The organism is Bacillus sp. SYZHCR11 (assembly GCF_057196865.1).
This window is the reverse complement of sequence record NZ_JBXUND010000002.1, coordinates 195,165-221,369: the sequence shown is the minus strand read 5'-3', so window position 1 is coordinate 221,369 and position 26,205 is coordinate 195,165. Positions and strand designations below refer to the sequence as shown.

The 26,205-nt window shown below is 48.3% G+C and carries 27 protein-coding genes; 18 read left to right on the top strand and 9 right to left on the bottom strand.

From position 1 onward, the window contains the following. The first annotated feature begins 55 nt into the window (after positions 1-55). From AC2CGA_RS07785 to AC2CGA_RS07775, 3 genes are all read left to right on the top strand, one after another. On the top strand, positions 56-775 hold the full coding sequence (locus tag AC2CGA_RS07785; RefSeq protein ID WP_024085784.1) for a response regulator transcription factor: 720 nt from the start codon (positions 56-58) through the stop codon (positions 773-775). After that, complete coding sequence (locus AC2CGA_RS07780) at positions 772-2,514, top strand: HAMP domain-containing sensor histidine kinase (protein WP_003151781.1); 1,743 nt, start codon at positions 772-774, stop codon at positions 2,512-2,514. Before AC2CGA_RS07785 ends, AC2CGA_RS07780 begins: the two co-directional genes overlap by 4 nt. A gap of 63 nt (positions 2,515-2,577) precedes the next feature. After that, complete coding sequence (locus AC2CGA_RS07775; protein WP_014305793.1) at positions 2,578-3,456, top strand: SMP-30/gluconolactonase/LRE family protein; 879 nt, start codon at positions 2,578-2,580, stop codon at positions 3,454-3,456. A 51-nt stretch (positions 3,457-3,507) separates the two neighbouring features. On the opposite strand, the gene AC2CGA_RS07770 is transcribed toward AC2CGA_RS07775, so the two are convergent. Then, positions 3,508-4,299 (bottom strand): SDR family NAD(P)-dependent oxidoreductase, encoded by a 792-nt coding sequence (locus AC2CGA_RS07770; protein WP_484480158.1) that lies wholly within the window; start codon positions 4,297-4,299, stop codon positions 3,508-3,510. A gap of 187 nt (positions 4,300-4,486) precedes the next feature. Here AC2CGA_RS07770 and AC2CGA_RS07765 point away from each other — a divergent pair, with 187 nt between their 5' ends. The 11 genes from AC2CGA_RS07765 to liaR all read left to right on the top strand — a co-directional run bounded on the left by AC2CGA_RS07765 (position 4,487) and on the right by liaR (position 14,322). Beyond that, complete coding sequence (locus AC2CGA_RS07765) at positions 4,487-5,431, top strand: ABC transporter substrate-binding protein (RefSeq protein ID WP_044052914.1); 945 nt, start codon at positions 4,487-4,489, stop codon at positions 5,429-5,431. Further along, positions 5,394-6,440, top strand: a complete 1,047-nt coding sequence (locus AC2CGA_RS07760) for a FecCD family ABC transporter permease (RefSeq protein WP_024085782.1) — start codon at positions 5,394-5,396, stop codon at positions 6,438-6,440. Before AC2CGA_RS07765 ends, AC2CGA_RS07760 begins: the two co-directional genes overlap by 38 nt. Continuing rightward, positions 6,437-7,663 (top strand): ABC transporter ATP-binding protein, encoded by a 1,227-nt coding sequence (locus AC2CGA_RS07755; protein ID WP_003151786.1) that lies wholly within the window; start codon positions 6,437-6,439, stop codon positions 7,661-7,663. The genes AC2CGA_RS07760 and AC2CGA_RS07755 overlap by 4 nt, the downstream gene beginning before the upstream one ends. Continuing rightward, positions 7,660-8,229 (top strand): cob(I)yrinic acid a,c-diamide adenosyltransferase, encoded by a 570-nt coding sequence (locus tag AC2CGA_RS07750; protein ID WP_025853870.1) that lies wholly within the window; start codon positions 7,660-7,662, stop codon positions 8,227-8,229. The genes AC2CGA_RS07755 and AC2CGA_RS07750 overlap by 4 nt, the downstream gene beginning before the upstream one ends. Positions 8,230-8,393: 164 nt before the next feature. After that, a complete protein-coding gene (locus tag AC2CGA_RS07745; protein WP_003151788.1) occupies positions 8,394-9,662 on the top strand; it encodes an MFS transporter in 1,269 nt (422 codons plus the stop codon). A 166-nt stretch (positions 9,663-9,828) separates the two neighbouring features. Continuing rightward, positions 9,829-10,209: a hypothetical protein gene (locus AC2CGA_RS07740; RefSeq protein WP_063174545.1), complete on the top strand. Its 381-nt coding sequence runs from the start codon at positions 9,829-9,831 to the stop codon at positions 10,207-10,209. Between the two features lie 13 nt (positions 10,210-10,222). Then, a complete protein-coding gene (liaH, locus tag AC2CGA_RS07735; protein WP_003151791.1) occupies positions 10,223-10,900 on the top strand; it encodes a stress responsive protein LiaH in 678 nt (225 codons plus the stop codon). A gap of 105 nt (positions 10,901-11,005) precedes the next feature. Continuing rightward, positions 11,006-11,875, top strand: coding sequence for a LiaG family protein (gene liaG / locus AC2CGA_RS07730; RefSeq protein ID WP_025853871.1), 870 nt, complete (start codon positions 11,006-11,008; stop codon positions 11,873-11,875). 26 nt (positions 11,876-11,901) lie between these two features. After that, positions 11,902-12,633: a cell wall-active antibiotics response protein LiaF gene (gene liaF / locus AC2CGA_RS07725; protein ID WP_003151794.1), complete on the top strand. Its 732-nt coding sequence runs from the start codon at positions 11,902-11,904 to the stop codon at positions 12,631-12,633. After that, positions 12,630-13,712, top strand: a complete 1,083-nt coding sequence (gene liaS / locus AC2CGA_RS07720; RefSeq protein ID WP_003151796.1) for a two-component system sensor histidine kinase LiaS — start codon at positions 12,630-12,632, stop codon at positions 13,710-13,712. The genes liaF and liaS overlap by 4 nt, the downstream gene beginning before the upstream one ends. Then, positions 13,690-14,322: a two-component system response regulator LiaR gene (gene liaR, locus AC2CGA_RS07715; protein ID WP_484480157.1), complete on the top strand. Its 633-nt coding sequence runs from the start codon at positions 13,690-13,692 to the stop codon at positions 14,320-14,322. Before liaS ends, liaR begins: the two co-directional genes overlap by 23 nt. Before the next feature lie 42 nt (positions 14,323-14,364). Here liaR and AC2CGA_RS07710 read toward each other — a convergent pair whose 3' ends face one another. From AC2CGA_RS07710 to gerAA, 3 genes are read right to left on the bottom strand one after another with little or no spacing between them, the layout of a single operon-like run. Next, positions 14,365-15,477 carry a Ger(x)C family spore germination protein gene (locus AC2CGA_RS07710; RefSeq protein WP_003151800.1) on the bottom strand — a complete coding sequence of 371 codons (1,113 nt, stop codon included), beginning with the start codon at positions 15,475-15,477 and terminating at the stop codon, positions 14,365-14,367. After that, a complete protein-coding gene (locus AC2CGA_RS07705) occupies positions 15,474-16,574 on the bottom strand; it encodes a spore germination protein (protein ID WP_003151802.1) in 1,101 nt (366 codons plus the stop codon). Before AC2CGA_RS07705 ends, AC2CGA_RS07710 begins: the two co-directional genes overlap by 4 nt. Further along, a complete protein-coding gene (gerAA, locus tag AC2CGA_RS07700; protein WP_003151804.1) occupies positions 16,549-17,991 on the bottom strand; it encodes a spore germination receptor protein GerAA in 1,443 nt (480 codons plus the stop codon). Before gerAA ends, AC2CGA_RS07705 begins: the two co-directional genes overlap by 26 nt. A gap of 116 nt (positions 17,992-18,107) precedes the next feature. On the opposite strand from gerAA, the gene AC2CGA_RS07695 reads away from it, so the two are divergent. Together AC2CGA_RS07695 and fumC are read left to right on the top strand one after the other, a co-directional pair. Beyond that, positions 18,108-18,293, top strand: a complete 186-nt coding sequence (locus tag AC2CGA_RS07695) for a YvzF family protein (protein WP_003151806.1) — start codon at positions 18,108-18,110, stop codon at positions 18,291-18,293. Between the two features lie 67 nt (positions 18,294-18,360). Further along, positions 18,361-19,749, top strand: coding sequence for a class II fumarate hydratase (gene fumC / locus AC2CGA_RS07690; protein WP_003151808.1), 1,389 nt, complete (start codon positions 18,361-18,363; stop codon positions 19,747-19,749). Between the two features lie 36 nt (positions 19,750-19,785). Here the strand turns inward: fumC and AC2CGA_RS07685 are convergent, their stop codons facing one another. After that, entirely contained in the window at positions 19,786-20,661 is an 876-nt protein-coding gene (locus AC2CGA_RS07685) for a TetR/AcrR family transcriptional regulator (protein WP_484480156.1), read from the bottom strand. A gap of 178 nt (positions 20,662-20,839) precedes the next feature. Between AC2CGA_RS07685 and spxO the strand changes: the two genes are divergently transcribed. Beyond that, the gene (gene spxO / locus AC2CGA_RS07680) at positions 20,840-21,004 is read left to right on the top strand and encodes an anti-adapter protein SpxO (RefSeq protein WP_003151811.1); all 165 of its coding nucleotides are present in this window, start codon (positions 20,840-20,842) and stop codon (positions 21,002-21,004) included. Between the two features lie 27 nt (positions 21,005-21,031). Here the strand turns inward: spxO and cssS are convergent, their stop codons facing one another. Both cssS and cssR read right to left on the bottom strand, forming a co-directional pair. Beyond that, a complete protein-coding gene (gene cssS, locus AC2CGA_RS07675; protein WP_484480155.1) occupies positions 21,032-22,387 on the bottom strand; it encodes a two-component system sensor histidine kinase CssS in 1,356 nt (451 codons plus the stop codon). Then, positions 22,384-23,061, bottom strand: a complete 678-nt coding sequence (cssR, locus tag AC2CGA_RS07670; RefSeq protein WP_053285174.1) for a two-component system response regulator CssR — start codon at positions 23,059-23,061, stop codon at positions 22,384-22,386. Before cssR ends, cssS begins: the two co-directional genes overlap by 4 nt. A 276-nt stretch (positions 23,062-23,337) precedes the next feature. Between cssR and AC2CGA_RS07665 the strand changes: the two genes are divergently transcribed. Further along, positions 23,338-24,699, top strand: coding sequence for a S1C family serine protease (locus AC2CGA_RS07665; RefSeq protein ID WP_003151814.1), 1,362 nt, complete (start codon positions 23,338-23,340; stop codon positions 24,697-24,699). A gap of 48 nt (positions 24,700-24,747) precedes the next feature. Here AC2CGA_RS07665 and AC2CGA_RS07660 read toward each other — a convergent pair whose 3' ends face one another. Both AC2CGA_RS07660 and AC2CGA_RS07655 read right to left on the bottom strand, forming a co-directional pair. After that, the gene (locus tag AC2CGA_RS07660; protein WP_014305778.1) at positions 24,748-25,212 is read right to left on the bottom strand and encodes a Dps family protein; all 465 of its coding nucleotides are present in this window, start codon (positions 25,210-25,212) and stop codon (positions 24,748-24,750) included. A gap of 88 nt (positions 25,213-25,300) precedes the next feature. Next, positions 25,301-26,143: an oxidoreductase gene (locus AC2CGA_RS07655; RefSeq protein WP_046560041.1), complete on the bottom strand. Its 843-nt coding sequence runs from the start codon at positions 26,141-26,143 to the stop codon at positions 25,301-25,303. Positions 26,144-26,205: the final 62 nt, after the last annotated feature.

The window sequence follows — 26,205 nt, the reverse complement described above, 5'->3', positions numbered from 1 at the left end:
AATCTTATCCATATAATGATATGATGAAAAAAACAAAGAGAAAGGAACGTCCAAGGTGGAAAATGCGTCAATTTTAATTGTAGACGATGAGAAGGCGATCGTTGATATGGTCAAACGCGTTCTCGTCAAAGAAGGCTATCACAACATTAAGACAGCCGGAAGCGCTGAGGAAGCGATTGAGTTTGTTAAACATGAAACCGCGGATCTGCTCGTGCTGGATGTGATGATGGAAGGCATGTCCGGTTTTGAAGCATGCACCGAAATCCGGAATTATACCGACGCTCCGATCTTTTTTCTGACTGCCCGTTCTTCTGATGCGGATAAGCTGTCAGGATTTGCATTGGGAGCTGACGATTATATAACAAAGCCGTTTAATCCGCTCGAATTGGCGGCGCGGATCAGAGCGACGTTAAAAAGAACCTATAAGCGCGAAGAGAAAGCGGCGGTAAAAACGTATTCATACAGCCATTTTTCCTATTCGCCGCAAAACGCCGAGCTGATCGTCGGGGGCGAGCCCGTCAGCTGCTCCGCACAGCTTCTGCAATTGCTTCAATATTTCTGTGAACACCCTGATGTGGTGCTCTCAAAAGATCAGATCTATGAAAAAGTGTGGGGATATCCGTCTTACGGCGATAACAACACCGTCATGGTGCATATCCGCAAGCTCAGAGAAAAGATTGAAAAAGACCCCAGCAATCCGTCTTATATTGTAACGGTGCGCGGCCTCGGCTATCGGTTTATTCCCGATCAAGGAGAAAAAGGAACCCGCTCATGAGAATGCGCGGAAAATTTCTGCTCCACTTTTTCGGACAGCTTCTGCTTGTCATCCTGCTGATGTCCGTTTTGGCCGTCGCTTCTTTCTTCTATTTGGATTGGCGTTTCAGCGAAGCGGAAGCCAATGCGGGACTGACCAAAGCGACGGCAGACTCGTTTGAAGCGTGGCTTGATAAAAACGAAGACGGCACATGGGATGTCGATGAATTTTTAAAGATGTCGGTCAGAAAGCAGAAGGGCTGGCTGCAGATCATTAATGACAAAGAAAAAACGGACTACGCATACAGAGTGCCGAAAGACGTCCCGAGCCATTACAGCAGAAAAGACCTCTTATCCATTTACCAGTACCGGAATTTTGACAACTACAAGCTGAATTACTGGACGGTCACGATAAATGATGAGACCTATTTGATTCTGTTCGGCTGGAAATCCGCCAGTGAGCAGCTTCTCACTTACATCGAATCACAGGAGCCATCCCTCGCTTCCCTTTCTCAATATAAAAAAAGCACGGTTGATTATATTAAACGGGAAAAAGGGGCGGTCTACCTTCTCGAAAACAGCGGCAGACTGCTCGGGGATATCAACAGCACGAAAAAAGAACGGAACACCGTCAATGAGCTTGAATTGCTGAAATACAGTTCCAAGCCGTGGAATTACAAACGGGAAATTTCTTTTAAAAGACTCGATAAAACGAAATGGATGGTCGCGTCGGTGCCGAACCCCGTGTACATCCCCGATCACGAGTTTAACAAATCATTTTTGAGAAATGTGATGAAAACCCTCTTCCTCTTGATCGGAATCTTAGTATTTATGATCTGCATCCTGACCATCTGGTACTCTTTCCGTTTCGGCTGGCCGCTGTTTCATACCATCAAATGGCTTGTCAATTTATCAAAGGGCCGGCTTGAAGAGCCGAAGAACCGCAAAGGACAGCCGGTCAGCAAAAACAAAAAAGGCAAAACAAAACAGCCGTTCCGCTTTTTCGCCGAGATTTTCGAATCGATGGATCAGCTGACCGACACGCTGAAGCGGGATAAGAAAAACAGAGAAAAAATCCAGGCGACAAGGGAAGAATGGATCGCCGGGCTGAGCCATGACTTAAAAACCCCGCTGAGCACGATTTACGGCTACAGCATGATGCTTGAATCGAAGCAATACGACTGGACACCGGAAGAAGTCAAAGAAATGGGGCAGATCGTCCGGGAAAAATCAGAATATATGTCGAAGCTGATTGAGGACTTAAACTTAACATACCGCCTCAAAAACGCGGCTCTCCCGATCGAACGGCGGCTGATCAACGTCGTGCCGTTTATCAGAAACGTCACGAACGATTTTACGAAAAACACGTTCTCGGAAGGCTATGACATCGCCTTTGAAACCAAAAAGGAAGACATTCTTTTCGCCATTGATGAAGCGTGGTTCCGCCGTATTCTGGAGAATCTGCTGGCAAACGCGGTTAAGCATAATAAGAAGGGGACCGCCATTCGGGTCGTGCTTGAGGAATCAGCCGAACAGCTCATTCTGAAGGTGAAAGATAACGGAAGAGGAATGGACGATGAAACGATTCACCAGCTGTTTAACCGTTATTACCGGGGAACGAATACGAAGGGGCCGTCAGAAGGAACGGGACTCGGGCTCGCCATTGCCAAAGAGCTGGTTCACCTTCATAACGGAACCATCCATGTCAACAGCAGAATCAGCGCCGGAACGGTGATTACGATTCTTTTTAAAAAAGATTGAGTTTGGACGCCGCTTTGTCGGGAATAACAATAGAAGACTGACAAGCAAAAGAGGTGTTCACACATGGAAGCAGCATTACGAGCAGATACGAGAGCAGTTATCGGAGAAGGCCCTTTATGGGACAAGGATAAGGAATGCCTGTACTGGGTGGATATACTGGGCAGCCAGCTCCATATCTTCACTCCGGCTGACGGAATCAACCGTTCCGTTAAATTCAAGTCATTTGTCACGGCTCTGGCCTTGTATTCAAAGGAAGAGCTGGTGATGACGATGAAAGACGGGTTTTACCTGTACAATCTGCGGGAAGACACATTGACGAAGATGAAGCAGCCGAAAGACATGCGGGAAGATATCCGTTTCAATGACGCAAAATGCGACCCGTCCGGCAGATTATGGGCGGGAACGACGAGCATGGAAGGCAAAGAAGAGGAGGCTTCGCTGTACCGTCTGAATACGGACGGCAGCCTTGCCAAAATAAAAGACCAGGTCTCCACCTCGAACGGTTTGGATTGGGATCGGGACCGAAACCTGATGTACTATATTGATACTCCGACGCAGGAAATCGTCTGTTATGCATATGATCCTGAAACCGGAGCCGTATCAGATCCGAAAACGGTCTACCGCTTTCCGGAGTCGCAAGGATCTCCCGACGGAATGACCATTGACCGTGACGGAATGCTGTGGGTGGCTTTGTTCGGAGGCGGCCGCGCCGTCCGGATTGATCCGTTTTTGCATAAGGAAATTGCATCTATCGAAGTTCCGGCGAAATACGTTACCTGCTGCGCGTTCGGAGGCAGCAATTTGAACACGTTATACATTACGACCGCGACGGAAAAATTGACGGAAGCCGAAAGACTTGAGCAGCCGCATGCGGGCGGCCTGTTTTCAGCAGAGCTTGAGACGGGCGGCTGGGAGCCGGTTCCGTTTGCAGGCATGATGTAAAAAAAAGCCCTGGCATATGGGGAAGTTCCCCTTGTGCCGGGCTTTTTTGTGTTAAATGGAGCGGATGATGCCGCCTTCAACCCGCTGTGCGGTGCCGTTAATGGCAGAAGCAGCTGATGAAGCGAGAAATACAATCGTATTGGCGACTTCTTCCGGGGTTGCATAGCGCTGAATCAAAGATGTCGGTTCATTCACTTTAAAATAATCCCGGACGAAGCTGTCCGTGTCTTCTCCGGCAGCCTTTGCGGCTCCTTCCATGTAAAAAGCGACGCCTTCGGTCCATGTCGGTCCCGGCAGCACGGAGTTGACCGTGACATTCGTGCCTTTCGTCATTTCCGCCATTCCCCGGGACAAGCTGATTAACGCCGTTTTCGTCATTGAATACGGAATCATTTGCGCAAGCGGTTTGACACCGGCTTCACTGGAGATGTTCAAAATCCGTCCGCTGTTTCTTTCAAGCATTTGCGGCAGAAAACGCCGGCACAGGCGCACGGCGCTCATAACATTCACTTCAAAATACCGAGTCCATTCGTCATCAGACACCTCAGCGAAGTCCTTTACTTCAAAAAAACCGAGATTATTGACGAGAATATCGACTTCCCCGATTCCGCCGGCGCGCTTGATCAGGTCATCCGCCTCATCCTGACGCGATAAATCCGCAGCGATGCCGTGAACCGTTCCGTAAGCGGAAAGCTCCTCAACCGTCCGTTCCACGGTTTCTTTTTTTCTTCCGTTTACAATCACCTCGGCGCCTTCGGCTAAAAAGCTTTTTGCCGCGGCTTTTCCGATCCCTGAAGTTGATCCTGTAATCAACACGAGCTTTCGTTCAAGCTGTAATTCCATGATAATCCTCCTTATTACACCATTGTGTAACAGTATACATGATGAATTTTAGTGTGTACGAACAATTTGCTTTCATGCAAAAAGGCCGGATATACAAGCCTTAAAGACTTATAGTATAATTACTGCGAAAAAAGGATACGAATGTCAAAGAGACAATCGTTTACCATAATCAGGGGGAGTTAAAAGAATGAAGAAGATCACTGCCGTCTGGGCGGCGCTCTTGGTCACCGCCTTTGTGATCGCCGGCTGTTCCGGCGCACAGGAAGAAGGAAGCGCGGCCAAACAAAAAGCCGTCTCAACCGAAGCATTCCCGGTAACCATTAAGGATGCCGCGAACGAAAAAGTAACCATAAAGCAGGCACCGGAAAAAATCGTTTCCCTCATGCCGAGCAATACGGAAATTACATACGCGCTCGGACTGGGAGATAAGGTCGCAGGCGTCACGACAAATGATACATATCCGAAAGAAGCCGTAAAAAAACCGAAAGTCGGAGATATGAATGTGAACGCTGAAAAAGTCATCGCGCTGAAGCCGGATCTCGTGCTTGCCCACGCGTCCTCTATGTCCGCTTCCGCCGATGCGATGAAGCAGCTGAAAGATGCGGGCATCACCGTCTTAACGGTCAATGATGCGCAATCGTTCCAAGATGTGTACAAATCAATCAGCATGATCGGAAAAGCGGCCGGCAAAGAAAAGCAGGCGGATCAGCTGATCCAATCGATGAAATCCGACCTTTCCGGCATAGAAAAGAAAGCGGCGGCAATTTCTGAAAAAGACGAAAAGAAAGTATTCGTCGAAGTGTCTCCTGACGGCTACACGACGGGGAAAGACACGTTTATGAACGAAATGCTTGAAGATATACATGCGAAAAACGCCGCCGGCAGCCAGACCGGCTGGGTGCAGCTGACGGATGAAGCGATTGTCAAAATGAATCCGGACGTTATCATCACGACAGACGGCGTAAAGGCCGCTGAAGTGGAAAAACGCGCCGGCTGGGGTGCCGTCAATGCGGTCAAACACCACAATGTCTATTCTGTTGATCCTGACCTTGTCACACGCTCAGGCCCGCGCCTTGTCAAAGGGGTCGAGAAGCTTGCAGAAAGCGTTTATCCTGAAACGTTTAAAAAGTAACCGCCCGCTGGCCTACACGGTCAGCCTGCTGTTTTTAGCCGTTTGTACGGCACTCGGCATTTCAATCGGCAGTCTGCATATTCCTTTATCCGACGTTTTTTGGATCGGGATCGGCCGGACATCCTCTGTTGATCCCATGAATGTAAATATTATGATCAATATCCGCCTGCCGAGAGTCGTTCTGGCCGCTCTTGTCGGAGCCGCGCTATCCATTGCGGGGGCGGCGTTTCAGGGACTTCTGAAAAATCCGCTCGCCGACCCTTATACACTCGGGGTATCTTCGGGAGCCTCGGCGGGAGCCGTTATCACCTTGTTTTTCGGCATTCAGATTCCCGTCATCGGCCGGTTCACACTTCCGGTTGTCAGCATCGCCGCTGCCATTGCGGTTATGGCGGCGGTTCTGTTTTTCAGCCGCCTCGTTCATGCGTCGATGTCGGTTTCGACGCTCATTTTGACAGGCATCATTATGAATTCTTTTCTCGGGGCTCTCATTTCGCTTGTGATTGCTTTAACGGGAAATGATCTGCTCCCGATTGTCCGCTGGCTGTTGGGAAGCGTGTCAATGAGGGGCTGGGGCTATGTCGCGCTGTTTCTGCCTTTTTTTCTGGCCGGGACGGCGCTTCTGCTTATCAATGGCAGAGAATTAAACATTATGACTTATGGAGAAGAAAAGGCAAAGCTGTTAGGCGTCAGTACGGGAAAAAGAAAACTGCTGATGATCGCCGCCGGATCTCTGTTGACGGGAGGAGCGGTTGCCGTCTCGGGGACGATCGGGTTTGTCGGCCTTGTCATTCCCCACGTGACACGGCTTTTGTGGGGGACGGATCATCGCCATTTACTGCCGCTGTCAGCATTGACGGGCGCCGGGTTTCTCATTTTGGCGGATTTGTTTTCCCGCACCGTTATTGAGCCTGTCGAATTGCCGATCGGCATTATGACGGCTTTGGCGGGAGCGCCTGTGTTTGCCTTGATTCTGCTTCGCCAGCATCATGGAGGGAAACGCTTATGATCAGGGTGAGCAGCCTGTCCGGCGGGTACGGAGGCCGGATGATTGTAGAAGATGTCAGTTTTACCGCCGGAAAAGGTGAATTTGTCGGCATACTCGGTCCGAACGGCTCGGGAAAAACAACGCTGATGAAATTGCTGACGGGAATGCTCTCTCCGTCAAAGGGCGAGGTGCTCGTCGCAGGCAGGCCCGCGGGCAGATACAAGCCGCGGGAGCTTGCGAAAATTATGGCCGTTTTGCCGCAGCATACGGAGCAAGCTTTTACATTTACCGTTAAGGAAACGGTGTCCTTCGGCAGATACCCGTATCAAAAAGGACTCTTCAGACAGATGGATCAACATGACGAAGACATTGTCCGGGAAGCAATGGAAATGACGGGCATCGACCGATATGCACAGCAATCCGTCCGCAATCTGAGCGGAGGGGAGCGGCAGCGCGTCTATCTGGCGCAGGCGCTGGCTCAGCAGCCTGAGGTGCTGTGTCTGGATGAGCCGACGACCTTTCTTGATCTCAAATATCAAAAAGACCTGCTTGATACGGTAAAGCGGCTGACGAGAGAAAGAGGCCTGACGGTCATCAGTATTTTTCACGACCTCAACGCCGCAAGCCAATATTGTGATCAGCTCCTGATGATGAAAGACGGACGCGCTTTTCCGAAGCAGCCGCCGGATCAGGCTTTGAAAAAAGAGACGATTGAAGACATTTATGGCATTACCGTCAGCGCTGTTGCACGGCAATCGTCGCCGAAACCGCTGATCGCTTTCATGCCGGAAGCGCGGGAGGAAAGAGAGCCCGCCGGCGTTCCGTTCGCCTCTCTGATAAACAAAAGCGGAAATACCGTAACGCTTCATACAGAACGGCCGTTCAGAATGCTGTCAACCGCATCTGACGGCCCGGGCTTTTCGTGGAGCCGCCGGCTTTCCGGCTCGGCGGCAGCTGGTTTGATCTGCCGTACGTTTGATTCGGTTACGATAGCCGTGACTGCGCAGTATACCGTTTGGGTGCTGATCAGCGGACGTTTATCGGAACAGGGATTTGTTCGGCTGTTAACGGCAGCGGCTGAAGCGAGAATGCAGGCTCTTTCCGGCAGACAGGCAAAAGGCGACATTGCCATTTGTGCCTTGCAGACAGGAGAGGCAATGGACGTCCCTCACGCGGAAAGAGCCGTCAGAAGAGGAACCGCGGTATGTGTAAAAGCGGCGGAAGAAGGAGGAATACAACAATGAAGCTTTATACGAAAACCGGCGATAAAGGACAGACAAGCCTGATCGGCGGCAGAACGGATAAAGACAGTCTGCGGGTTGAAAGCTACGGGACGATCGATGAGCTGAACAGCTTTATCGGGCTTGCGCTTGCGGAGCTAGATAATTGTGAGAATTGCGGTGATGTGAAAGCCGAACTCCGAAACATTCAGCATGAGCTGTTTGACTGCGGCGGCGACTTGGCGACGGTCACTGAACATAGAAGCTATACATTAAGAGAGACATCTATTTCCGCATTGGAAGACTGCATAGACCGTTACACGGCTGAAGCGCCCCCGCTTGAGAAATTTATTCTTCCGGGCGGGCATAAGGCGGCTGCTCAGCTTCATATCGCGCGGACCGTCACAAGACGGGCTGAGCGTCTCGTCGTGAAACTGGGCAAAACAGAAGAGATAAACGATACGGTGATGCGTTACTTGAACCGCCTGTCTGATTATTTTTTCGCGGCGGCAAGAGCAGTTAACGCAAGACAGGGCGTTCAGGATATAGAGTATGAAAGAAGCGCCGCGGTATTCCGTGATGATGAATAACGTTTTGTTCAGCCGGCAGCAGCAAGCCGGCTGTTTTTTTATAGAGATATCCATCAATTGAACCTTTATTGACAGAAGGAAAATGTATCTTATGCATTATTGACTGAAAAATTAAAAAATGAGATATTATAAGAAACATTGTAAAATAATGGGGGATTTGATAGATGGATACATATAATAAGAGCGAGAGCATCTGGAATAAAAATTTCACCCTTCTGTTTATCTCGAGGCTTGTTAAATTGTCAGGCGACGGTTTTGCCTTTAATTCCATTCTGTGGTTTTTGATTTTTGACGGGGAAGGCGCGATCGGCACGTCCCTGCTCATTGCGGTCACGTTCCTTCCGGAGGCGATGCTGGCGCCGATTACCGGGCCTTTTATGAAGCAGCATACGCTGAAATTCTGGATGTATTTCTCCGATCTCACGCGCGCGGCGGTCGTGTTGATCATTCCGGTCTGTTACTTTAACGGTTTTTCTCCTTTATGGTTTGTCATGCTTCTCATGATTTTGCATTCAGCCACGGGAGCCGCTTATAATCCTGCATCTATCTCATTAATCCCCAATATTGTCGGAGAAAACAGCCTGCAGAAAGCGAATGCGGTCATCCAGTCATCAGGCCAGATCGTCAGACTTGCCGCCATTACGCTGAGCGGGGTGTTCTTAACATTTATCAGTCCCGCTTATTCTTTGTTTATCGCTCTTATATTCTATCTTCTATCAGGTTTTCTCGTACTCTTTATGTCATACCAAGTCCAGCATGCCAAAGAGGATACCGTCGCCGTCAGACAGCGCGGGACGTATGTCGGAAGGCTCAAACGGGGTTTCGTTCTTGTCAGGAAACACCAGATTTTATACCCGCTCGCCATCTATTGTATCTTCATGAATTTTGCGGCCGCTCCGTGGGAGGCGCTCTCTGCCGTTTATGTCGCCGAAGATTTAAACATGCCGCCGGTCATCTACTCGCTTTTGAAAGCGACAGGCACGGGCGGAGCCTTTTTAATGGGTTTTATTTTGGCTAAGGTGAAGGTGAACAAATACGGTCTCCTGTTTGTGTCAGCGGGAATCATAGAAGGGGCGGCATTTTTCATCACCGGCCTCAACACTTTTCTGCCGCTCGTCTTCCTCGCCGCGTTTGCGTTCGGATCTGCCGTCAGCGCGATTAATGTGCCGGAATATACGATTATTCAGACGTCTGTGGACCATGATGATCAGCCGCAAGTCTATGCCGTCATCCATATGATCTCAAACATATCCATTCCGCTCGGCGCGGTTCTTTGCGGATACGCGGCTAACGCCTTCGGTCCCGGAAAAGTCATTGCCGCCGGCGGTCTCGTTGAAGTCCTGTCCGGTCTCGGAATATTGCTCTTTACGAAGCTGGCCAAAGCTGAACGCTCAGATCTCATCAGGGAAAAAGAAGCGAGCATCAGAATATAGATTTTTCGTGAAACGCCCTGCGCCGTCCGGTGCAGCGGCGTTTTTTTATGCGAAGGTCCGGGGGGTTATACGACTCCGGTCTGATATGAAAATCAATCTCTGACTCGTTTTGCCGGCCGCGCGATTTGTTTATAGTAAAGACAAGGAAAACGAAAGGAGGATCTGCATGAATATAAATGTAAAAACGGCAGGCGGCTTTCTGCTGATTGTGTTCGGACTTTCTGTCTTTTTCGGAGGAGGCCATTTCGCATTTATCATCCCGCTGGCGATCGGAGGCCTGATGCTTTACTGGGGAATCAAACGTTTTTCAAAAGGCCGGGCGGTATCGGGTATCATCGCGGGCTTCATCGGAGCTATGATTCTCGTCGGTGCTCTTCCATTTATCGTTGCCATCGGACTGGCCGGCGCCATGGTGTATTTCGGGTGGAAGATGATGAAGCAGGGCGGCTCAGACACCGCTTCCCGCCAGTATGAACCGGAAGCGGCATCACCGGGCTATCAATCCGGATTTGACACTGAATGGGAAGAATTTCTGAAGAAAAAATAAGGAGGAAGACAAAATGGTCTTAAAAAGAATAAGAAATATGTTCGTCGCATCTGTTAACGAAGGGCTTGATAAATTAGAAAATCCGAAAGTCATGCTGAATCAATATGTGCGTGATATGGAAAGTGACATCGCTAAGGCGAAACAAACGATTGTCAAACAGCACACGATCGTCCATCAGTTTAAGAAAAAACAGGAAGACGCCTCCGAAACGGCGGCAAAACGGAAAAACCAGGCTCAGCTTGCTTTTGACGCCGGGGAAGAGGAGCTTGCGAAAAAGGCGCTGACTGAAATGAAATACCTTGAGGGAAAAGCGGCCGAACATGAAAAAGCGTATGAGCAGGCGAAAACACAGCTGGCAGAGCTGAAAGAGCAGCTGGAAACTTTAGAAACGCGCCTCCGCGACGTAAAGGATAAAAAACAGGCGCTCATCGCCCGCGCCAACGCGGCAAAAGCGAAGGAACATATGAACGCTTCTTTCGACAAAATTGACAGTGAAAGCGCCTACAGAGAGTTTCTTCGAATGGAAAGCCGCATTGAAGAAATGGAAGTCCGCGTCAAATACGGCACTTCAGCTGAGGCGAACACAGAATACAGCCGCTCCCAATATTCAGACGAGGTGGAAGCTGAGATTGAAAAAATGCGCTCGCTTTCTCTGGAGAAAACAGAGCATCAAAAAGCGGCTCATGAATAATGTGCACAAGGGAAGATCGGCGCTTTTACGCCTCTTCCCTATACGCACGTATCAATTCTCCGGCTTTTCCTTTATAATAAAATGAATGAAAAAGGATGGAACGTAATGAAGCGTAAGATTGCCAAAGGACTGATGGCGGCGTCCGTTTTGATCTGCTGTCTGTTTTTGGTGAAAGAAGTGTTTGCCGGGCGTTTTTTTCCGCTGTACGAAACAGAAGCGGAATCGGCAAGCATACCGCCGCGTGCCGTCAACAGCCTGTCGGTTTCATCGGAACAGACGGATGTAAAAATCATCGCGGAAGCGCGGAATGATATCGCGGCAAACATGGCGGGACCGGCGGGGAAAATGTTTGTCCAAAGCAGGGGAAAAACCCTCAATCTCAAAGCGAAGGAGAAAGGGTTCCAATTTCTGAATCTCTTTCAGCGTCCTCTGCTGATTGTCCGCATTCCGTATGATTATCATCGGGACATTACCGTCCATACGTCAAGCGGCACCATTGCCGTTGACGGAAACAAGGGGCTGTCTCTTGCGCACCTCGGCGTCCGTTCTGTAAGCGGGAATATGTCGCTGAAGCACGTGAAGACGGATGTGTTTGAAGCGAAGGGGCTGTCGGGCAACCTCACAGCATCAGGCCTTGCGGCGAAAACGGGGGATATCCGCTTATCCTCCGGACATGTCGGGCTTCAACATGCGGCGGGCGCCCTTGACGTGCGGGTCGCTTCCGGCAGTGTCGACGCCTCGCTTGAGACGGCGGATGCTCCCGTATCCGTCAGGCTTGCGAGCGGCAGCGCAGCGATCAGCCTGCCGAAAGACGGAAGTTTTACGGTGAACGCCGAGACGGCAAGCGGAAGGATTCAGCCGTCTTATTCCTTTGAGAAAACGAGTAAGGACGGCGGGGCATTCACCGGTATGAAGGGCAGCGGCGCCAGGCCGATTGATATAAAAGTGACGAGCGGCAATATTGCACTGCAATAGTCAAGGAAAGGAGGGGCAGGCAGCTGATGGCAAAAAAACAGATTCTCGGACTTATCATCGCCTTATTAGGCGTCAGCATGTTTTTGCGTATTATCGGCATCGGCGACTTCTTGTTTTGGCCGCTCTTTTTTCTGATCACAGGCTATATTTTTAATAAATATTCCCGCGGCTGGCTCGGCTCCGTCCTGTATATCTTCGCCGCTTTTTTATTTTTGAGGAACCTGTTCAGCGCCACCTTTAACCTGTTCGGCTATGCCTTCGCCGCCTTTCTCATATACGCGGGCTACAGGCTCCTGAAAGGAAAGCGCGTGTATGAACATAAAGAGAAGAAAATCAATCTTGAAAAAGAAGAGCAGCCAAAGCCTTCCGCCCAGACGGAAAGCAGACAGCCGGACCTCCGCAGCTTTTTTATCGGCGAGCTCCGGATGATGAAGGACCCGTTTGAGCTGAATGATTTAAATGTTTCCGGATTCATCGGCGATGTGAAAATTGATTTGTCAAAAGCGATGATTCCCGAAGGAGAAAGCACGATGACCATCAGCGGTGTCATCGGCAATGTCGATGTGTACGTCCCGCCGGATATCGAAGTGTCCGTCAGTTCATCGGCTTTTATCGGCGATATGAACCTGCTCGGATCTAAGAAAAGCGGCATGAGCCCGAATCTTTATAAAGTATCGTCTGAGTACGGCGACTCGCCGCGGCGGATTAAAATTTCAATTTCTTTATTCATCGGCGATGTGGATGTGAAGTATTTATGAGGAAAAAATTACTCGCCAATATTCAGTGGCGCGCCATGCGGATGACTGCGGGGCTCAGTCTGCTCCTTTGTGCGGTGTTTATTACGCTGATGCTGCTGTATTACGGGCTTGACCCGATGCTGCTGTTTTCTTCCGGCTGGTTCGGTATTCCGTTTGTGGTCATCCTGCTTCTGGCGTCTCTTTCGGCCGGATTGATTTCCGGTTATGTATACGGCGGCCGTCTGAAAACAAGAATGGATACACTGATTGAAGCGGTTTTGAAATTTGAAAACGGCAATTTCGCTTATCGGGTGCCGCCGCTCGGCGATGATGAAATCGGCCTGGCGGCAGATCAGCTTAACGAAATGGCCAAGCGGGTCGAGCTCCAGGTCACATCGCTGCAAAAACTCTCCAACGAGCGGGCGGAATGGCAGGATCAAATGAAAAAATCGGTCATCACTGAAGAACGCCAGCGGCTGGCGCGCGATCTGCACGATGCCGTCAGCCAGCAGCTCTTTGCCATTTCTATGATGACATCCGCCGTCTTAGAGCAGGTGAAAGATGCGGATGACAAAATCGTCAAACGGATTCGCATGGTTGAACATATGGCGGGGGAAGCGCAAAACGAGATGAGAGCGCTGCTATTGCATCTGCGGCCCGTCACTTTAGAAGGAAAAGGCTTAAAAGAAGGGCTGATTGAGCTGTTAAAAGAGTTCAAAGCGAAGCAGCCGCTGGATATTGAGTGGGACATCAGCGATACGGGTGTGTCAAAAGGTGTTGAAGACCATCTGTTCCGCATCGTGCAGGAGGCGCTTTCCAACGTTTTCAGACATTCAAAGGCGACCAAGGTCACCGTCAGACTCGGCGCGAAACATCAAAAGCTGCAGCTTAAAGTCATTGATAACGGGGCGGGTTTTACGATGGATCAAGTGAAAGCATCCTCATACGGGCTGCATTCCATCAAGGAAAGAGCGAGTGAAATCGGCGGCATAGCGGAAATTATCTCCGTGAAGGGAAAAGGCACGCAGATCGACGTGAAAGTCCCGATTTATCAGAAAACAAAAGGAGAGAACGACAGTGATTCGAGTGTTACTGATTGATGATCATGAGATGGTCAGGATGGGTCTGGCCGCATTTTTAGAAGCACAGCCGGACATTGAAGTCGCCGGTGAAGCATCAGACGGGCAGCAGGGCGTCGATCTGGCCGCAGAGCTTTTGCCGGATGTGATTTTAATGGACCTTGTCATGGACGGCATGGACGGCATCGAAGCGACAAAACAGATCTGCGCGAAACTCAATGGCCCGAAAATCATCGTGCTGACGAGCTTTATTGATGACGACAAAGTGTATCCGGTGATCGAAGCGGGAGCGCTCAGCTATTTGCTGAAAACGTCCAAGGCGGCAGAAATAGCAGAAGCCATCAGAGCGGCTGCCAAGGGTGAACCGAAGCTTGAGTCGAAAGTGGCGGGAAAAGTGCTGTCAAGGCTGCGCCATTCAGAGAATCAGCTTCCGCATGAAACGCTGACGAAAAGAGAACTGGAAATCCTCTGTCTCGTCGCGGAAGGCAAGACGAATAAAGAGATTGGTGAAGAGTTGTTCATTACGATTAAAACGGTGAAAACCCACATTACGAATATATTGTCAAAGCTTGATGTCAGTGACCGCACGCAGGCAGCCGTATATGCCCACCGCAATCATCTCGTGACATAAAAAAAGGAGAGCGGCGCCGGCACACTCTCCCGAGGGACGGGGTCATTGGGACATTCCCTTTGTTCCGAAATCCCTGATGGCGACTTTGACTTTGTATTCAATATCCGATTCACTGAAGTGATGATCCCAGTCAGAGGATATCTTTTTCCATTTATCAGGATAATGAATCCGGACTTGATCGCCTAACCCGGTAATATCCACTTTCAACTCATGCTGCATGTAATCAATGAATGCCATAACATCTGAATGAATGCTGCGTTTTACCGCGTTTTTGATTTCATTTATATAGGACTCCTTGAAAGAATCTTCTTTCGGATTCCAATCCTCAGACAGACGGCCTTCAACAAACCGGGTGACGATAAACTTGAATTTTCCGTTTTTATATTGTGTTTTTACATTATATTTGCTGGAAAATACCTCGAAAGATAAATAATAATTGTCATGCTTTGCAAACGTGACGCCTCCCTTTACCGTGCCTGTGAACAGGTTCATATTCTGGACTTGTAAAGGCGTTAAATTTGCATACCAGAATTTATTTTTAATAATGGTAGCGCCCCAGATTTCCAGTCTGCTGCCCACTTTGCGCACTTGAGGAAGGGCAAAGGTTTCGCCCTTGGCGATTTTCTCTGATATTTCCCCCAATGTCACGGGCTCCATCATCCGGATGGTGACCGAATTATTCTCCGTTAAGTCATAGATCGTATTTGACGCAGGTTCTCCCTGGTCACTGATATTGAAAATATCTTTCGTTTTATCCGGCACCGTCATCACATTGCAGCTTCTTCTCGTACCGTTGTCTCTGATAAATTGGTTCATCAATGCGTCAAGCGGAATGTCATCCTTTAACAGCGCTTCGGAAAACAGCATGATACGCAAGTGCTGGGAGAAGGCCGGGTGATTTTTTAACGATGCCGTTCTTAATGCTTGATGGACGGTTTCCCCCGGAGTGGAAGTCACCTTTGTCGTGTCGCCTGACGACGACTGCTGGGCACTTGCTTTTTGCGGAACCAGAATCTGCTGTGTCACTTCCACATTTTCTTCCGCGGGTTTATCGAGCCCGACTCCGATAACGAGGCTCAAATCTTCTAAATTGCGGCTGTCCCAGCACCCGGCCAAAAGCAATGTGCAAAATATGATTACGATGTATTTCTTCATTGCGCTTTTTTCACCTTCCTTTTCACAGCGACGACTGCAAACATCAGTAAAGGCAGCAAAAAGAAAACCAAGAAGATATAGCCGAGAATATCACTGAACAGCATCAGCTTGTTTCCGTCTTTTGGCAACAATGATCCGAAGAATGTCGCGATGCCTACGAAGATGATGCCTTTTTTCTGTTTCAGCCCGAAAATCTTATGAAGAGCTGATGTCGCGAAATATCCGTATGATACATAGGTGGCGAAAAACTGGATGATCCAGACAACAAGCAAAAAGGACTCGAACCTTTCAATAAAAAGCCCTTTGATTTCAAATGATTGAAAGAGCGCGATCGTTGGCCAGATCATTGTTTTGACATCCTGGGTGGTTAAGGCGCCGACGACGAGAACGTAGGTAATGATGTATAAAATAATCGGGATGCCAAAGCCTATGGCCGACATGCGGAATGTGTGTTTTTTATTTTTGAGGTACTCGGGGAGAAACAGCATAATCTCAATTCCCAAGAAGGAAACAGAAACGACGGTCAAGGAAGCCATAACGGGAGAAAATCCCTGCCCGAGCACCGGCCGCAGGTTGTCCAGATCAAATATTTTAAAGCTGAAAGAAAACACCACCAGCAAAATAATGATCGTAATCGTTAAATAGAAAGGAAAGAGCCTGCCGATATCGCTCATGCCGCCGATAATTAAATAAACGGAACAGGCGATAAAGATAAACAGTGTGACCGGCACGGGCGTTCTTTCCAATAAAAAGAACTTGACCATTTCCGCCATCGCCCGGGCTTCGAAGCTGGCGACTCCTATAAAATAGAGACAGATCATCAGATTGACAATATTTCCCGCCCATTTGCCGAGTCCTTCATTCATATAATCAAATAATGATCCGTACTGATGCTTTTTCATAATGAGCGTATTGAGATAAATCAAAAAGATAAAGATGACGCCTTCCAGACATAACGCGATCCAGCCGTCCGGCGAATTTGCCCTGGATGACAGCGCCCGCGGCATGGTGAGGAGCCCCGCGCCGAGCATCGTGTTTGCAATCAATGCTGTCCCTTGATAGCTTGTAAGCTTATTGTGAGTTGTTTTCTGGCTCATTTACGTTTTTCGCCTCTTTTGGTTGATTTTTAATAGGGAGACGGAGAATAGAGTCGTTTGCGTTTTTTAAGCTGAAAAATCCATTCGGCGAGAAATACGGAGAACCGAAGCTTCGCTGTCTCGATAAATGAGTGTAGATCGCCAGCATAAATAAAATCATGCCGTACAGCCCGAAAGCTGCCGCGGTAAACATCGAAATAAAACGGAGCACACGGAACGACAGACCCATCCCGTACTGCGGCACCGTAAATGAAGCGAGCGCGACAATGCTGACCACGATGACCATGATGGAGCTGACAATATTCGCTTCAACGGCCGCCTGGCCGATGACGACTCCGCCCACCAATCCGATCGTCTGGCCGAGCGGGCTGGGAAGCCTCAAGCCCGCTTCCCTCAGCAGCTCGATCGTAATTTCCATTACCATCGCTTCAATGATAGGCGGGAAGGGGACGTTTTCTCTGTTCGCCGCGATGGTGACTGCAAGCGACGTCGGCAGCAACCCTTGGTGAAACGAAACGAGGGCGATATAAATGGACGAAAAAAACAGCGTGATAAAAATAGACGTAAACCTGAGCGCCCGGATGAGCGAGGCGGAAATCCACCGTTCATAATAATCATCGGGAGACTGCATTAAAATTCCTAAAGAAGCCGGAACCACCAGCGCAAACGGCGAGTTGTCGACAAGGATGGCGACGCGGCCGTTGAACAAGGCGGAAGACACTTTATCAGGCCGTTCCGTATTTTGTATTTGCGGAAAGGGCGAATACTTATTATCCTCAATAAGCTCCTCAAGCGTTCCGGAATCCTGGATGTCATCCATCTTCACTTTGCTGAGGCGCTTTACAACATCGCTGACGACAGACGGGTCCGCCTTATCATCTATGTACATGACCGTGGCGTATTTTAACTTGTTTTCTCCGATCGGAACCTTTTTCGTTTTCAGCTTCGGATGGTTCGTGCGCTGCCTGATCATGGCGATGTTTGTATCAGAATCTTCTATGAAGGCGATTTTCGGACCTCTTACGACCTTTTCGGATGTGGGTTCATTTACGCTTCTTTTTTCTCTTTTTCCCGTGGACAAAATGTATACGCTGTCAAGTCCGTTAATAAACACGGCGCATTTTCCCCGCAGAATGGAGATGACGGCTTCCTTCGACGTAAAGACGGGACGGGCGTTGATCTTATCAAGACGTTTCGCCACCGTATCCAGCGTCAGAGTGTCTTCCTCCTGAAGCAGCGTTTCAATCGCCTCTTTTATTTTGTCTTCGTCGTTCATTTCACTCAGATACATATAATAAAAAACAAGCCCGTTCGGAAGCATCTTTTTATTTTGAACCAGGTCATCATTCTGCTCTACGTGGGGAAGCACCAGTGCCAGGTTAACGTGTATGTATTCCTTGAATTCCGATTGCGCCATCGACAGTCACCCGCCTTCCAATCCTTAATTGAGGTTATCTTTTCCTGTTAAAAAAATGATATACTATGATAAAGTATTTAATGGTACAAGTTTTTTTATGAAAGCGGAGGAGAGATGTGGCACAAGTCAGACTGGCAGGAAATGCCGAAGAAATTGAACAGCTCATCAAATCATTTGAAGCGCATTACGAAGTGGCTTACACGTCGAAAGAATACCGTAAAACAAATCCGAAGTATAAATACTCTAAGGATTCGCGCGTCTATCTTGAGCTGAAATTAAAAACGGCCAAGGCCGAAAAATAAAAAGGGTTTCATCTGTTACTGGCGAATAATACTCAGGGTGAAGCAACTGTTATGGAGGGATACATAAATGGACTACAGAATTGAAAAAGACACCATGGGAGAAGTTAAAGTTCCGGCAGATAAATTTTGGGGCGCTCAGACACAGCGCAGCAAGGAGAACTTCAAAATCGGTTCAGAAAAAATGCCTCAGCGTGTTGTGAAGGCGTTTGCAATATTGAAAAGAAGCACAGCGATCGCCAACGAACGCCTCGGCAACTTAGAGTCTGAAAAAGCACAAGCGATTGCCGCTGTATGTGACGATGTTTTAAACGGCAAATACGACGATAACTTTCCGCTCGTTGTCTGGCAGACGGGAAGCGGCACGCAAAGCAACATGAACATGAATGAAGTGGTGGCCAACCGCGCAACTGCTTTATTGAAAGAAAAAAATTCCGAGCTGAAGATTCATCCGAATGACGACGTCAACCGCAGCCAAAGCTCAAACGATACATTCCCGACGGCGATGCACGTTGCGGCGGTTCTTGCCGTATATGAGCAGCTCGTTCCGGCGCTTGATCAGCTGCGCGCGACGCTTGATGAAAAAGCGAAAGCTTATCAGGATATTGTGAAAATCGGACGCACGCATTTGCAGGACGCCACTCCGCTGACGCTCGGACAGGAAATCAGCGGCTGGGTATACATGCTTGACCGTTCGAAAGAAATGATTCTTGAGTCAACGGAAAAAATCCGCGCGCTTGCCATCGGAGGCACGGCAGTCGGCACGGGAATCAACGCCCATCCGCAGTTCGGTGAATACGTCGCGGAAGAAATCACAAAAGTAACGGGGCAGACATTCAAAAGTTCGCCTAACAAATTCCACGCGCTCACAAGCCATGATGAAATCACTCACGTTCACGGCGCGTTAAAAGCATTGGCTGCCGACCTGATGAAGATTGCCAACGATGTCAGATGGCTGGCCAGCGGCCCGCGCTGCGGAATCGGCGAAATCGTCATTCCTGAAAATGAGCCGGGAAGCTCTATCATGCCGGGCAAAGTCAACCCGACGCAAAGTGAGGCGCTGACAATGATCGCCGCGCAAGTGATGGGAAATGACGCGACAATCGGATTTGCGGCCAGCCAAGGAAACTTCGAGCTGAATGTCTTCAAACCGGTTATTATTTATAACTTCCTGCAGACCGTGCAGCTGCTCAGTGACGGAATGAATTCCTTCCATGACAAATGCGCTGTCGGTATTGAGCCGAACCAAGAGACGATTCAGGAAAATCTCTCTAACTCATTAATGCTTGTTACGGCGCTTAACCCGCACATCGGTTATGAAAACGCCGCGAAAATCGCCAAGCTTGCTCACAAAGAAGGCCTGACGCTGAAAGAAGCGGCATTACAGCTGAACCTTCTGACAGAAGAACAATTTAATGAAATGGTGCGTCCGGAAGATATGGTGCACCCGAAAGCATAAAAAGAAAGAACGGCTGCAGTCATTGCGGCCGTTCTTCTAAATAAACTGCTGTTTCAGTAAAAATCTGAGCTGTTCTGCATCTTCAGCCAGCAGGTCGGATTCCTTCAAATTCAAAATCATTCCTTTGATGATTGCCGGTTTCGGCGACTTTTTCTTCATTTCCGCTTCCAGAATATCCAAGCTCTCGGTGAATTCAGATGCTTCCGCCTTGTCCATCGTGCCGATGCGCGTGCGGAGGGTCTGCAAGATCGATTGGCTTAAAGGATCGGGCTGCCCGTTATGAAGGGGCCCAAACAGTGAGCTTGCCTCATCAAGAGAAATAAATGCTTCATCATGTCTGCCCGCCATTCCGTTTACGATGTCATCAATTCTGTGAATCACGGTATTTGCCAAAAGCGAAGGCTGTACGGACCGGCCGGTCAGAATGAGATATTCAAGATACATCTGACTGATTCCTTCTATTAAAAAACAAAGCTCGGCTGTGTATGGTTCAGCTTTTTCTCCGTAAATAGCAAGAAGACTGTCGATATGAAACTGCAGGATCGACCGGCGGATTCTCTTTCCGCACTGCGCCGCTTCTTCGGTATAAGGAAGTGAACCGTCTTTCATCTGCATGGTAATAAAATCCTGATGGGCGAGAATCGATTCGTAAAACACCGCAAGCTGTTTTTGGTAAGCGGCCCTCGGACTGTCACCCTCCGTTTGGATCGTCGTGATTCGGGTAAACGTTTTATCATAGTAGTAATTCAGCATGGATAGGAGCAGTGCTTCTTTGGAAGGAAAGTAAAGATAAAAAGCGCCTTTTGAGATTTTGCATTCATCGGCGATTTCCTGAACCGATGTAGATTTGTACCCTTTTCGGGCAAACAGTTTGATTGCTGCTTCAATGATCAGCTTTTCTTTTTCCTTCAATGGTTCCACCCTTTCGGAGCCAGGAGGCTGGCTTGTGCTTCTCATGTATGACTATATGGTCATATTGATATTCCGTAAATTTAACCTGATTGTAACTTGTTTTTTTGTTTTGTTTTATTTATATTATAAAGTGAGCTGACCGAATGGTCAAAGTTCTGGCGAAAGGGTGAATCTGAAAATGAAAGAATTAGATGAAATGATCAGCCGCTTGCGAAACAGAGGAATTAAAGTCGAAAAGGTGAAATATCCGAAAAAGACAATTTGTGAAAAGAAATGGGTTCATCAATGCCAAAAACCGCTGAAAGCAAACTACAGAGATTTTAACGGCTATTCCTTCACATAAAAAAAGACTGCAATGAAACACTACAGTCTACTTTGGTATGATAATTCGGTAGATTACACCCGATTGGTCATTTTCAATTGAAATTGATGCTTTATGCAGGGTTAAAATCCGTTTTACGATGCTGAGTCCTATGCCGAACTCGCCTTTCTTCCCTTTATTAAAAGGCTCGTACAAGCTGGATAGCATCTCATCCTCAATCGGAGGCCCGTCATTTTCAACCGTCATGACAATCTGCTGCTGATTTTGGCTGATCCGAATGTGAATCGCCGTTTCTGCATAGCGGATTTGATTTTCAAGAATGTTTTCAAGAAGTTTGCTCCATTGTTCCGGATCACCGGGCATCTTTAATGCATCTTCTGTATCAACGCTCCACAATAATTCCTTCCGGGCCCATTTGAGCCGTTCAATGACTTCTTCCGTGACCTTCACAATGTCAAATGTCTCATGGTGCACCCGCTGCTTCATTAAATAATCAAGCTTCGTTAAATATAATAAATCCTTAATTTTCTTCTCAAGTTTTTCTGCTTCGCCTTCAATGACATCAATTGTGGTTTCCAGATCCCCCTTAGGAAAAATCCCGTCCTTTATTGATTGAGTATAGCCCCTTATCACCATGACAGGCGTTTTTAAATCATGAGAGATATTTTGCAGGAGCGTTCTTTCCGTTTCATCCTTTTGTACCAGCTTGCTCCGCATGTCTTCAATGGTATGGCCTAATTTTCCGATTTCGTCTTTTCTGTCGACGATGACCGGATCATCCCAATCCTGTTTTGAAATCCGTTTGACATGCTTCTCTAAGGAAACGAGCGGGCGCGAGAGATATTTGGCAAGCCAAATCGCCGGAATCCAGCTTAACAAAATCACGCCGGCAATGATAAAGAGCAGCTGCTTGAACAGGGTGAATGCCAGATCATCACGATAGGAATCAAGGGCGTAAGACAGCATCATCGCATCCTGGCCGTTAATGGTGAGGCCTTTTTTAATGACGAAAAATACTTTTTCACCGCTGATGTCCGCGCTGTATCGTTTCGTGACGCTGTGCTGGCGGCCCGCGAGCTTGTACACCTTATGGATAAAGGAAGAAGAAAAGTAGTTCAAGTCTTTGTCACTGGCCGATTCCTCCCGTTCCGGCAGAAGAACGTGCTGAACGGATCGGAAAGTCGTCGGCGCGGTCGCATCCTCGCTGTAATATCCCCGCTCGATCGATCCGGGCAGCCGGTACTCCGTCAGTACATGCTGTTCATTTTCAATGGTCGTATACGTTTCATCCGTGAAAAAATTACGCAGCGTATTTGAGAACAGCACGAGCAGCAGAATCGAAATGGCTAAGAGGATGCCTGAGATGACCACCCATATTTGAAAAGCAAGCGGCTTATTTTTCATGACGTCATCATCCTGTAGCCGAATCCGTAAATGGTTTCAACCTTTAACTCCGGCATTTTTTTCCGCAGCCTCCGCACAAGATCATCGACCACCCGGTCAGTGCCGAAATAATCATGGCCCCATATTTTCAGCAGAATATCTTCCCTGGAAAAGGGGTGTCCTTTATGGTGAAGAAATAAAAGCAGCAGATCAAATTCCTTAGACGTCAAATTGACCAGGCTGCCGGTTTCATCATAAACCTCTCGGGCATCTTCGATCACATTGTAGGAAGAAACGGTGATGCCGGTTTTCTTTGCGGCGGGCTGTTCTTTATACACGAGCTCCAGCAGCTTCTGAACCCGTATAATGAGCTCTCTCGGCAAAAAAGGCTTGGCGATATAATCATTGCTTCCAAGCTCTAACCCGAGGACTCTGTCAATATCGGCATCCCGCGCGGAAATGAAAATGACGGGCACATCGGGATCTTTTTCTTTTATTTCTTTTATCAATGTATAGCCGTCCGTATCCGGAAGCATGATGTCGAGAATCCACAAGTGGGGAGACGGCAACATCTGCTTTCTGGCATCTTCGCCTTTTGTGAAAGATGTAATGTTCCAGCCTTCATTCTCTAAATATTTTGTGAGCAGTTCATTCAGGTTATCCTCATCTTCAACTAGATAAATGGTGTATGACAAGGCATTTCACATCCTTTCAACGTCATTATACTAGTTTTAACACACTCAAGCCGCATTTTCATAATTTCACATATTCTTTTCATTTTTATCCCACAATGTTTGTTTATGATGTGTATAAGGGAAGAAAGGAAGAAAAAAAGCGGGGAAGATAACATGTTCAAACACATTTTGTTTTGGAGCTTTGCTTTTCTCCTTATTATTGGGACAATAGAACTTGTACATGCGATGAATATGTAATCGATAGAATGAAAACATGCTGAAGGAGTGTGCGTGAATATGAATGATCATCGAGATGACGGCAGAAGCCGCGATCAGTCAGATCTTTCACATACGGAACAAAACAGAAATGAACAGCAGCAGATCAGCCATCAGGAGCCCGAGCTGCTTGAAGGGACCGTCTCGAAAGAACCGGAAAACGAGACGGCTGCCGGTACGGAATTTGAAAAAACGGCTGCCGTGAAAAAAGAAAAAAAACGGAGAGCCGCTTGGCTGAGCCCGATTTTAGGCGGCATTATCGGCGGAGGCCTCGTGCTTGGCATTGTGCCGAACCTGCCGGGTGAGCAGCATAAGACAGAAGCCGTTTCTGATACGAAACAAGTTCAGTCTTCGAATTTTACGTCAACGCCTTTGAAAAATACCTCAAGCGTAGCGGATATGGTGGAAGAATTGGAGCCCGCGATTGTCGGAGTGTCCAACTACCAAGCTTCGCAAAGCAGCCAGTTCGGACTTGACGGCGGTTCAAGCTCTGAAACGGAAAGCGGCACGGGGTCAGGCGTCATCTTCAAAAAAGACGGCGAAAAAGCGTACATCATTACAAACAATCATGTCGTAGAAGGGGCGAACAAACTGTCGGTCACTCTTTACAATGGGAAAACCGAAACGGCAAAGCTTGTCGGAAAGGATGCCATCAGTGACTTGGCTGTATTGGAAATCAGCTCGTCCAATGTCAAAAAAGCGGCCAGCTTCGGGGATTCCTCCAAGCTCCGCATTGCCGATAAAGTGATTGCCATCGGCAACCCGCTCGGCCAGCAGTTTTCCGGCACCGTCACACAAGGTGTCATCAGCGGGCTGAACAGAACGGTGGACGCCGATACATCCCAAGGCACGGTGGAAATGAACGTGATTCAGACGGATGCGGCGATTAACCCCGGAAACAGCGGCGGCCCGTTAATCAACTCAAGCGGCCAGGTCATCGGGATCAACAGCATGAAAGTCAGTGAAAACGGCGTGGAGTCACTCGGCTTTGCCATTCCGAGCAATGATGTAGAACCGATAGTCGACCAGCTGCTTGCAAAAGGAAAAGTCGAGCGCCCGTTTTTAGGTGTGCAGATGATTGACATGGCGCAAGTGCCGGAAACCTATCAGGAAAACACGCTCGGACTGTTCGGCGACCAGCTGTCTAAGGGTGTTTACGTAAAAGAAGTGCAATCCGGCTCACCGGCTGCGAAAGCGGGCATCAAATCAAATGACGTCATTGTACAACTGAACGGCAAAGATGTCGACAGCAGCGCCGATATCAGACAGATCTTATATAACCAGCTGAAAATCGGCGATAAAACGACTGTTCAAGTGCTCAGAAGCGGAAGCAAAAAGACGCTGAACGTCACATTAACGAAACAAACTGAAAGCGCAAGCTGAACGCAAAAAAAAAAAGCTGAACCTTCAACTGAGGTTCAGCTTTTTTCGTCATTCTCCCAAGTAGGCTGACAGCATCCACACATGCTTGTCCGCTTCTTCAACTAATCCGACAAACAGGTCGGCAGTTGACGGGTCATTTTGTTCCTCTGCGATGCCGATGACAAATTTTGATTCGCGGCTGATTTGTTTATAGTCTTGAACCAGTGATTTCACCATTTCAGAAGCCGTTTTTTCCTGACCTTCATCCGTAATGGAAGCTTGTTCAAGGTAAGTGTGCAAAGTCGCCGCAGGCTGTCCGCCGATGGCCAGAAGACGCTCTGCGATGGCGTCCGCCGTTTCCGCCGCTTCGTTATACAGTTCTTCAAATTTTTCATGAAGCGTAAAGAAGTGAGGCCCTTTTACATACCAATGGAAGCGGTGCAGTTTAGAGTAAAGGATAAACCAGTTTGATAATTGTGTGTTCATTGATTTCTCAACAAGAGTTTCAGTTTTTTTCGCGTTTTGTGTATTCATATTCATCGTCCTCCCTGTGATCTGTTAATTTAATTATATCACATATCAAATAAAAATCAATACTAAATTATAATTATTATAATTTAGTTTAAGTGAACAGCTTTTTCTTTATAATCGATTCCCAAGCGGACCACGGAAAGAGTGAGCGGAAAGCCAATGTCAGCTTAACGCCCCTGCCGATCGGATACCGCAGTTTCTTCAGCCGTTTCCTTTGTGCCAATTGATAAATCAGCTCCGCTACGTCATCAGGATCGCCGCTTTTGGATGCGTTGGCTTTGAAGTAAGCTTCAAGGGGCTGATAAAAGCGATAATAAGGCGAGTCTTTGCCGGGCGCCGTAATATGGCTGGAGAGAGACGTCTCCCAAATAGACGTTTTATAGGAGCCCGGTTCTATTAAAGCGGCATCAATTCCTAAAGGCAGAAGCTCGAGGCGCAGACACTCTGTAAACCCTTCAACCGCGAACTTGGAAGAGACATACGGAGATAGAGCCGGGAAACCGGTCAGTCCGCTGATACTGCTGATATTGAAGATTTTCGCCCCGCCATGTTTCCGCATATAAGGCAGCACGGTTTTTGTGACGTGAATCAGACCGAATACATTTGTTTCATACTGCTGTCTGTAATGTTCCATCAGCACATCTTCAATAAACCCCCCGTACGCAGTGCCGGCGTTATTGACAAGCAGGTCAATCAGTCCGAAACTGCTGATGGTGTTCCCGAAGTCAGACACCGACTGCTCATTTGTCACATCTAAAGAAACGACCGTAACATGTTCGGATGCACCCGCTTGAGCGGCGGCCTCTTTCAGTATTACAGCTTTCTCCGGCTGTCTGGCTGTTGCGATGACGTGATAAGACCGGGCGAGCTTCAGCGCTGTCAGCATCCCGAATCCGCTCGTCGCACCGGTTACAATGGCAACTTTTCTGTTCATCTTATAATCCTCCCCGTTTGTTCTTATCTCATAGTGTATAACATCTCGCGGAAAGAAGGAGA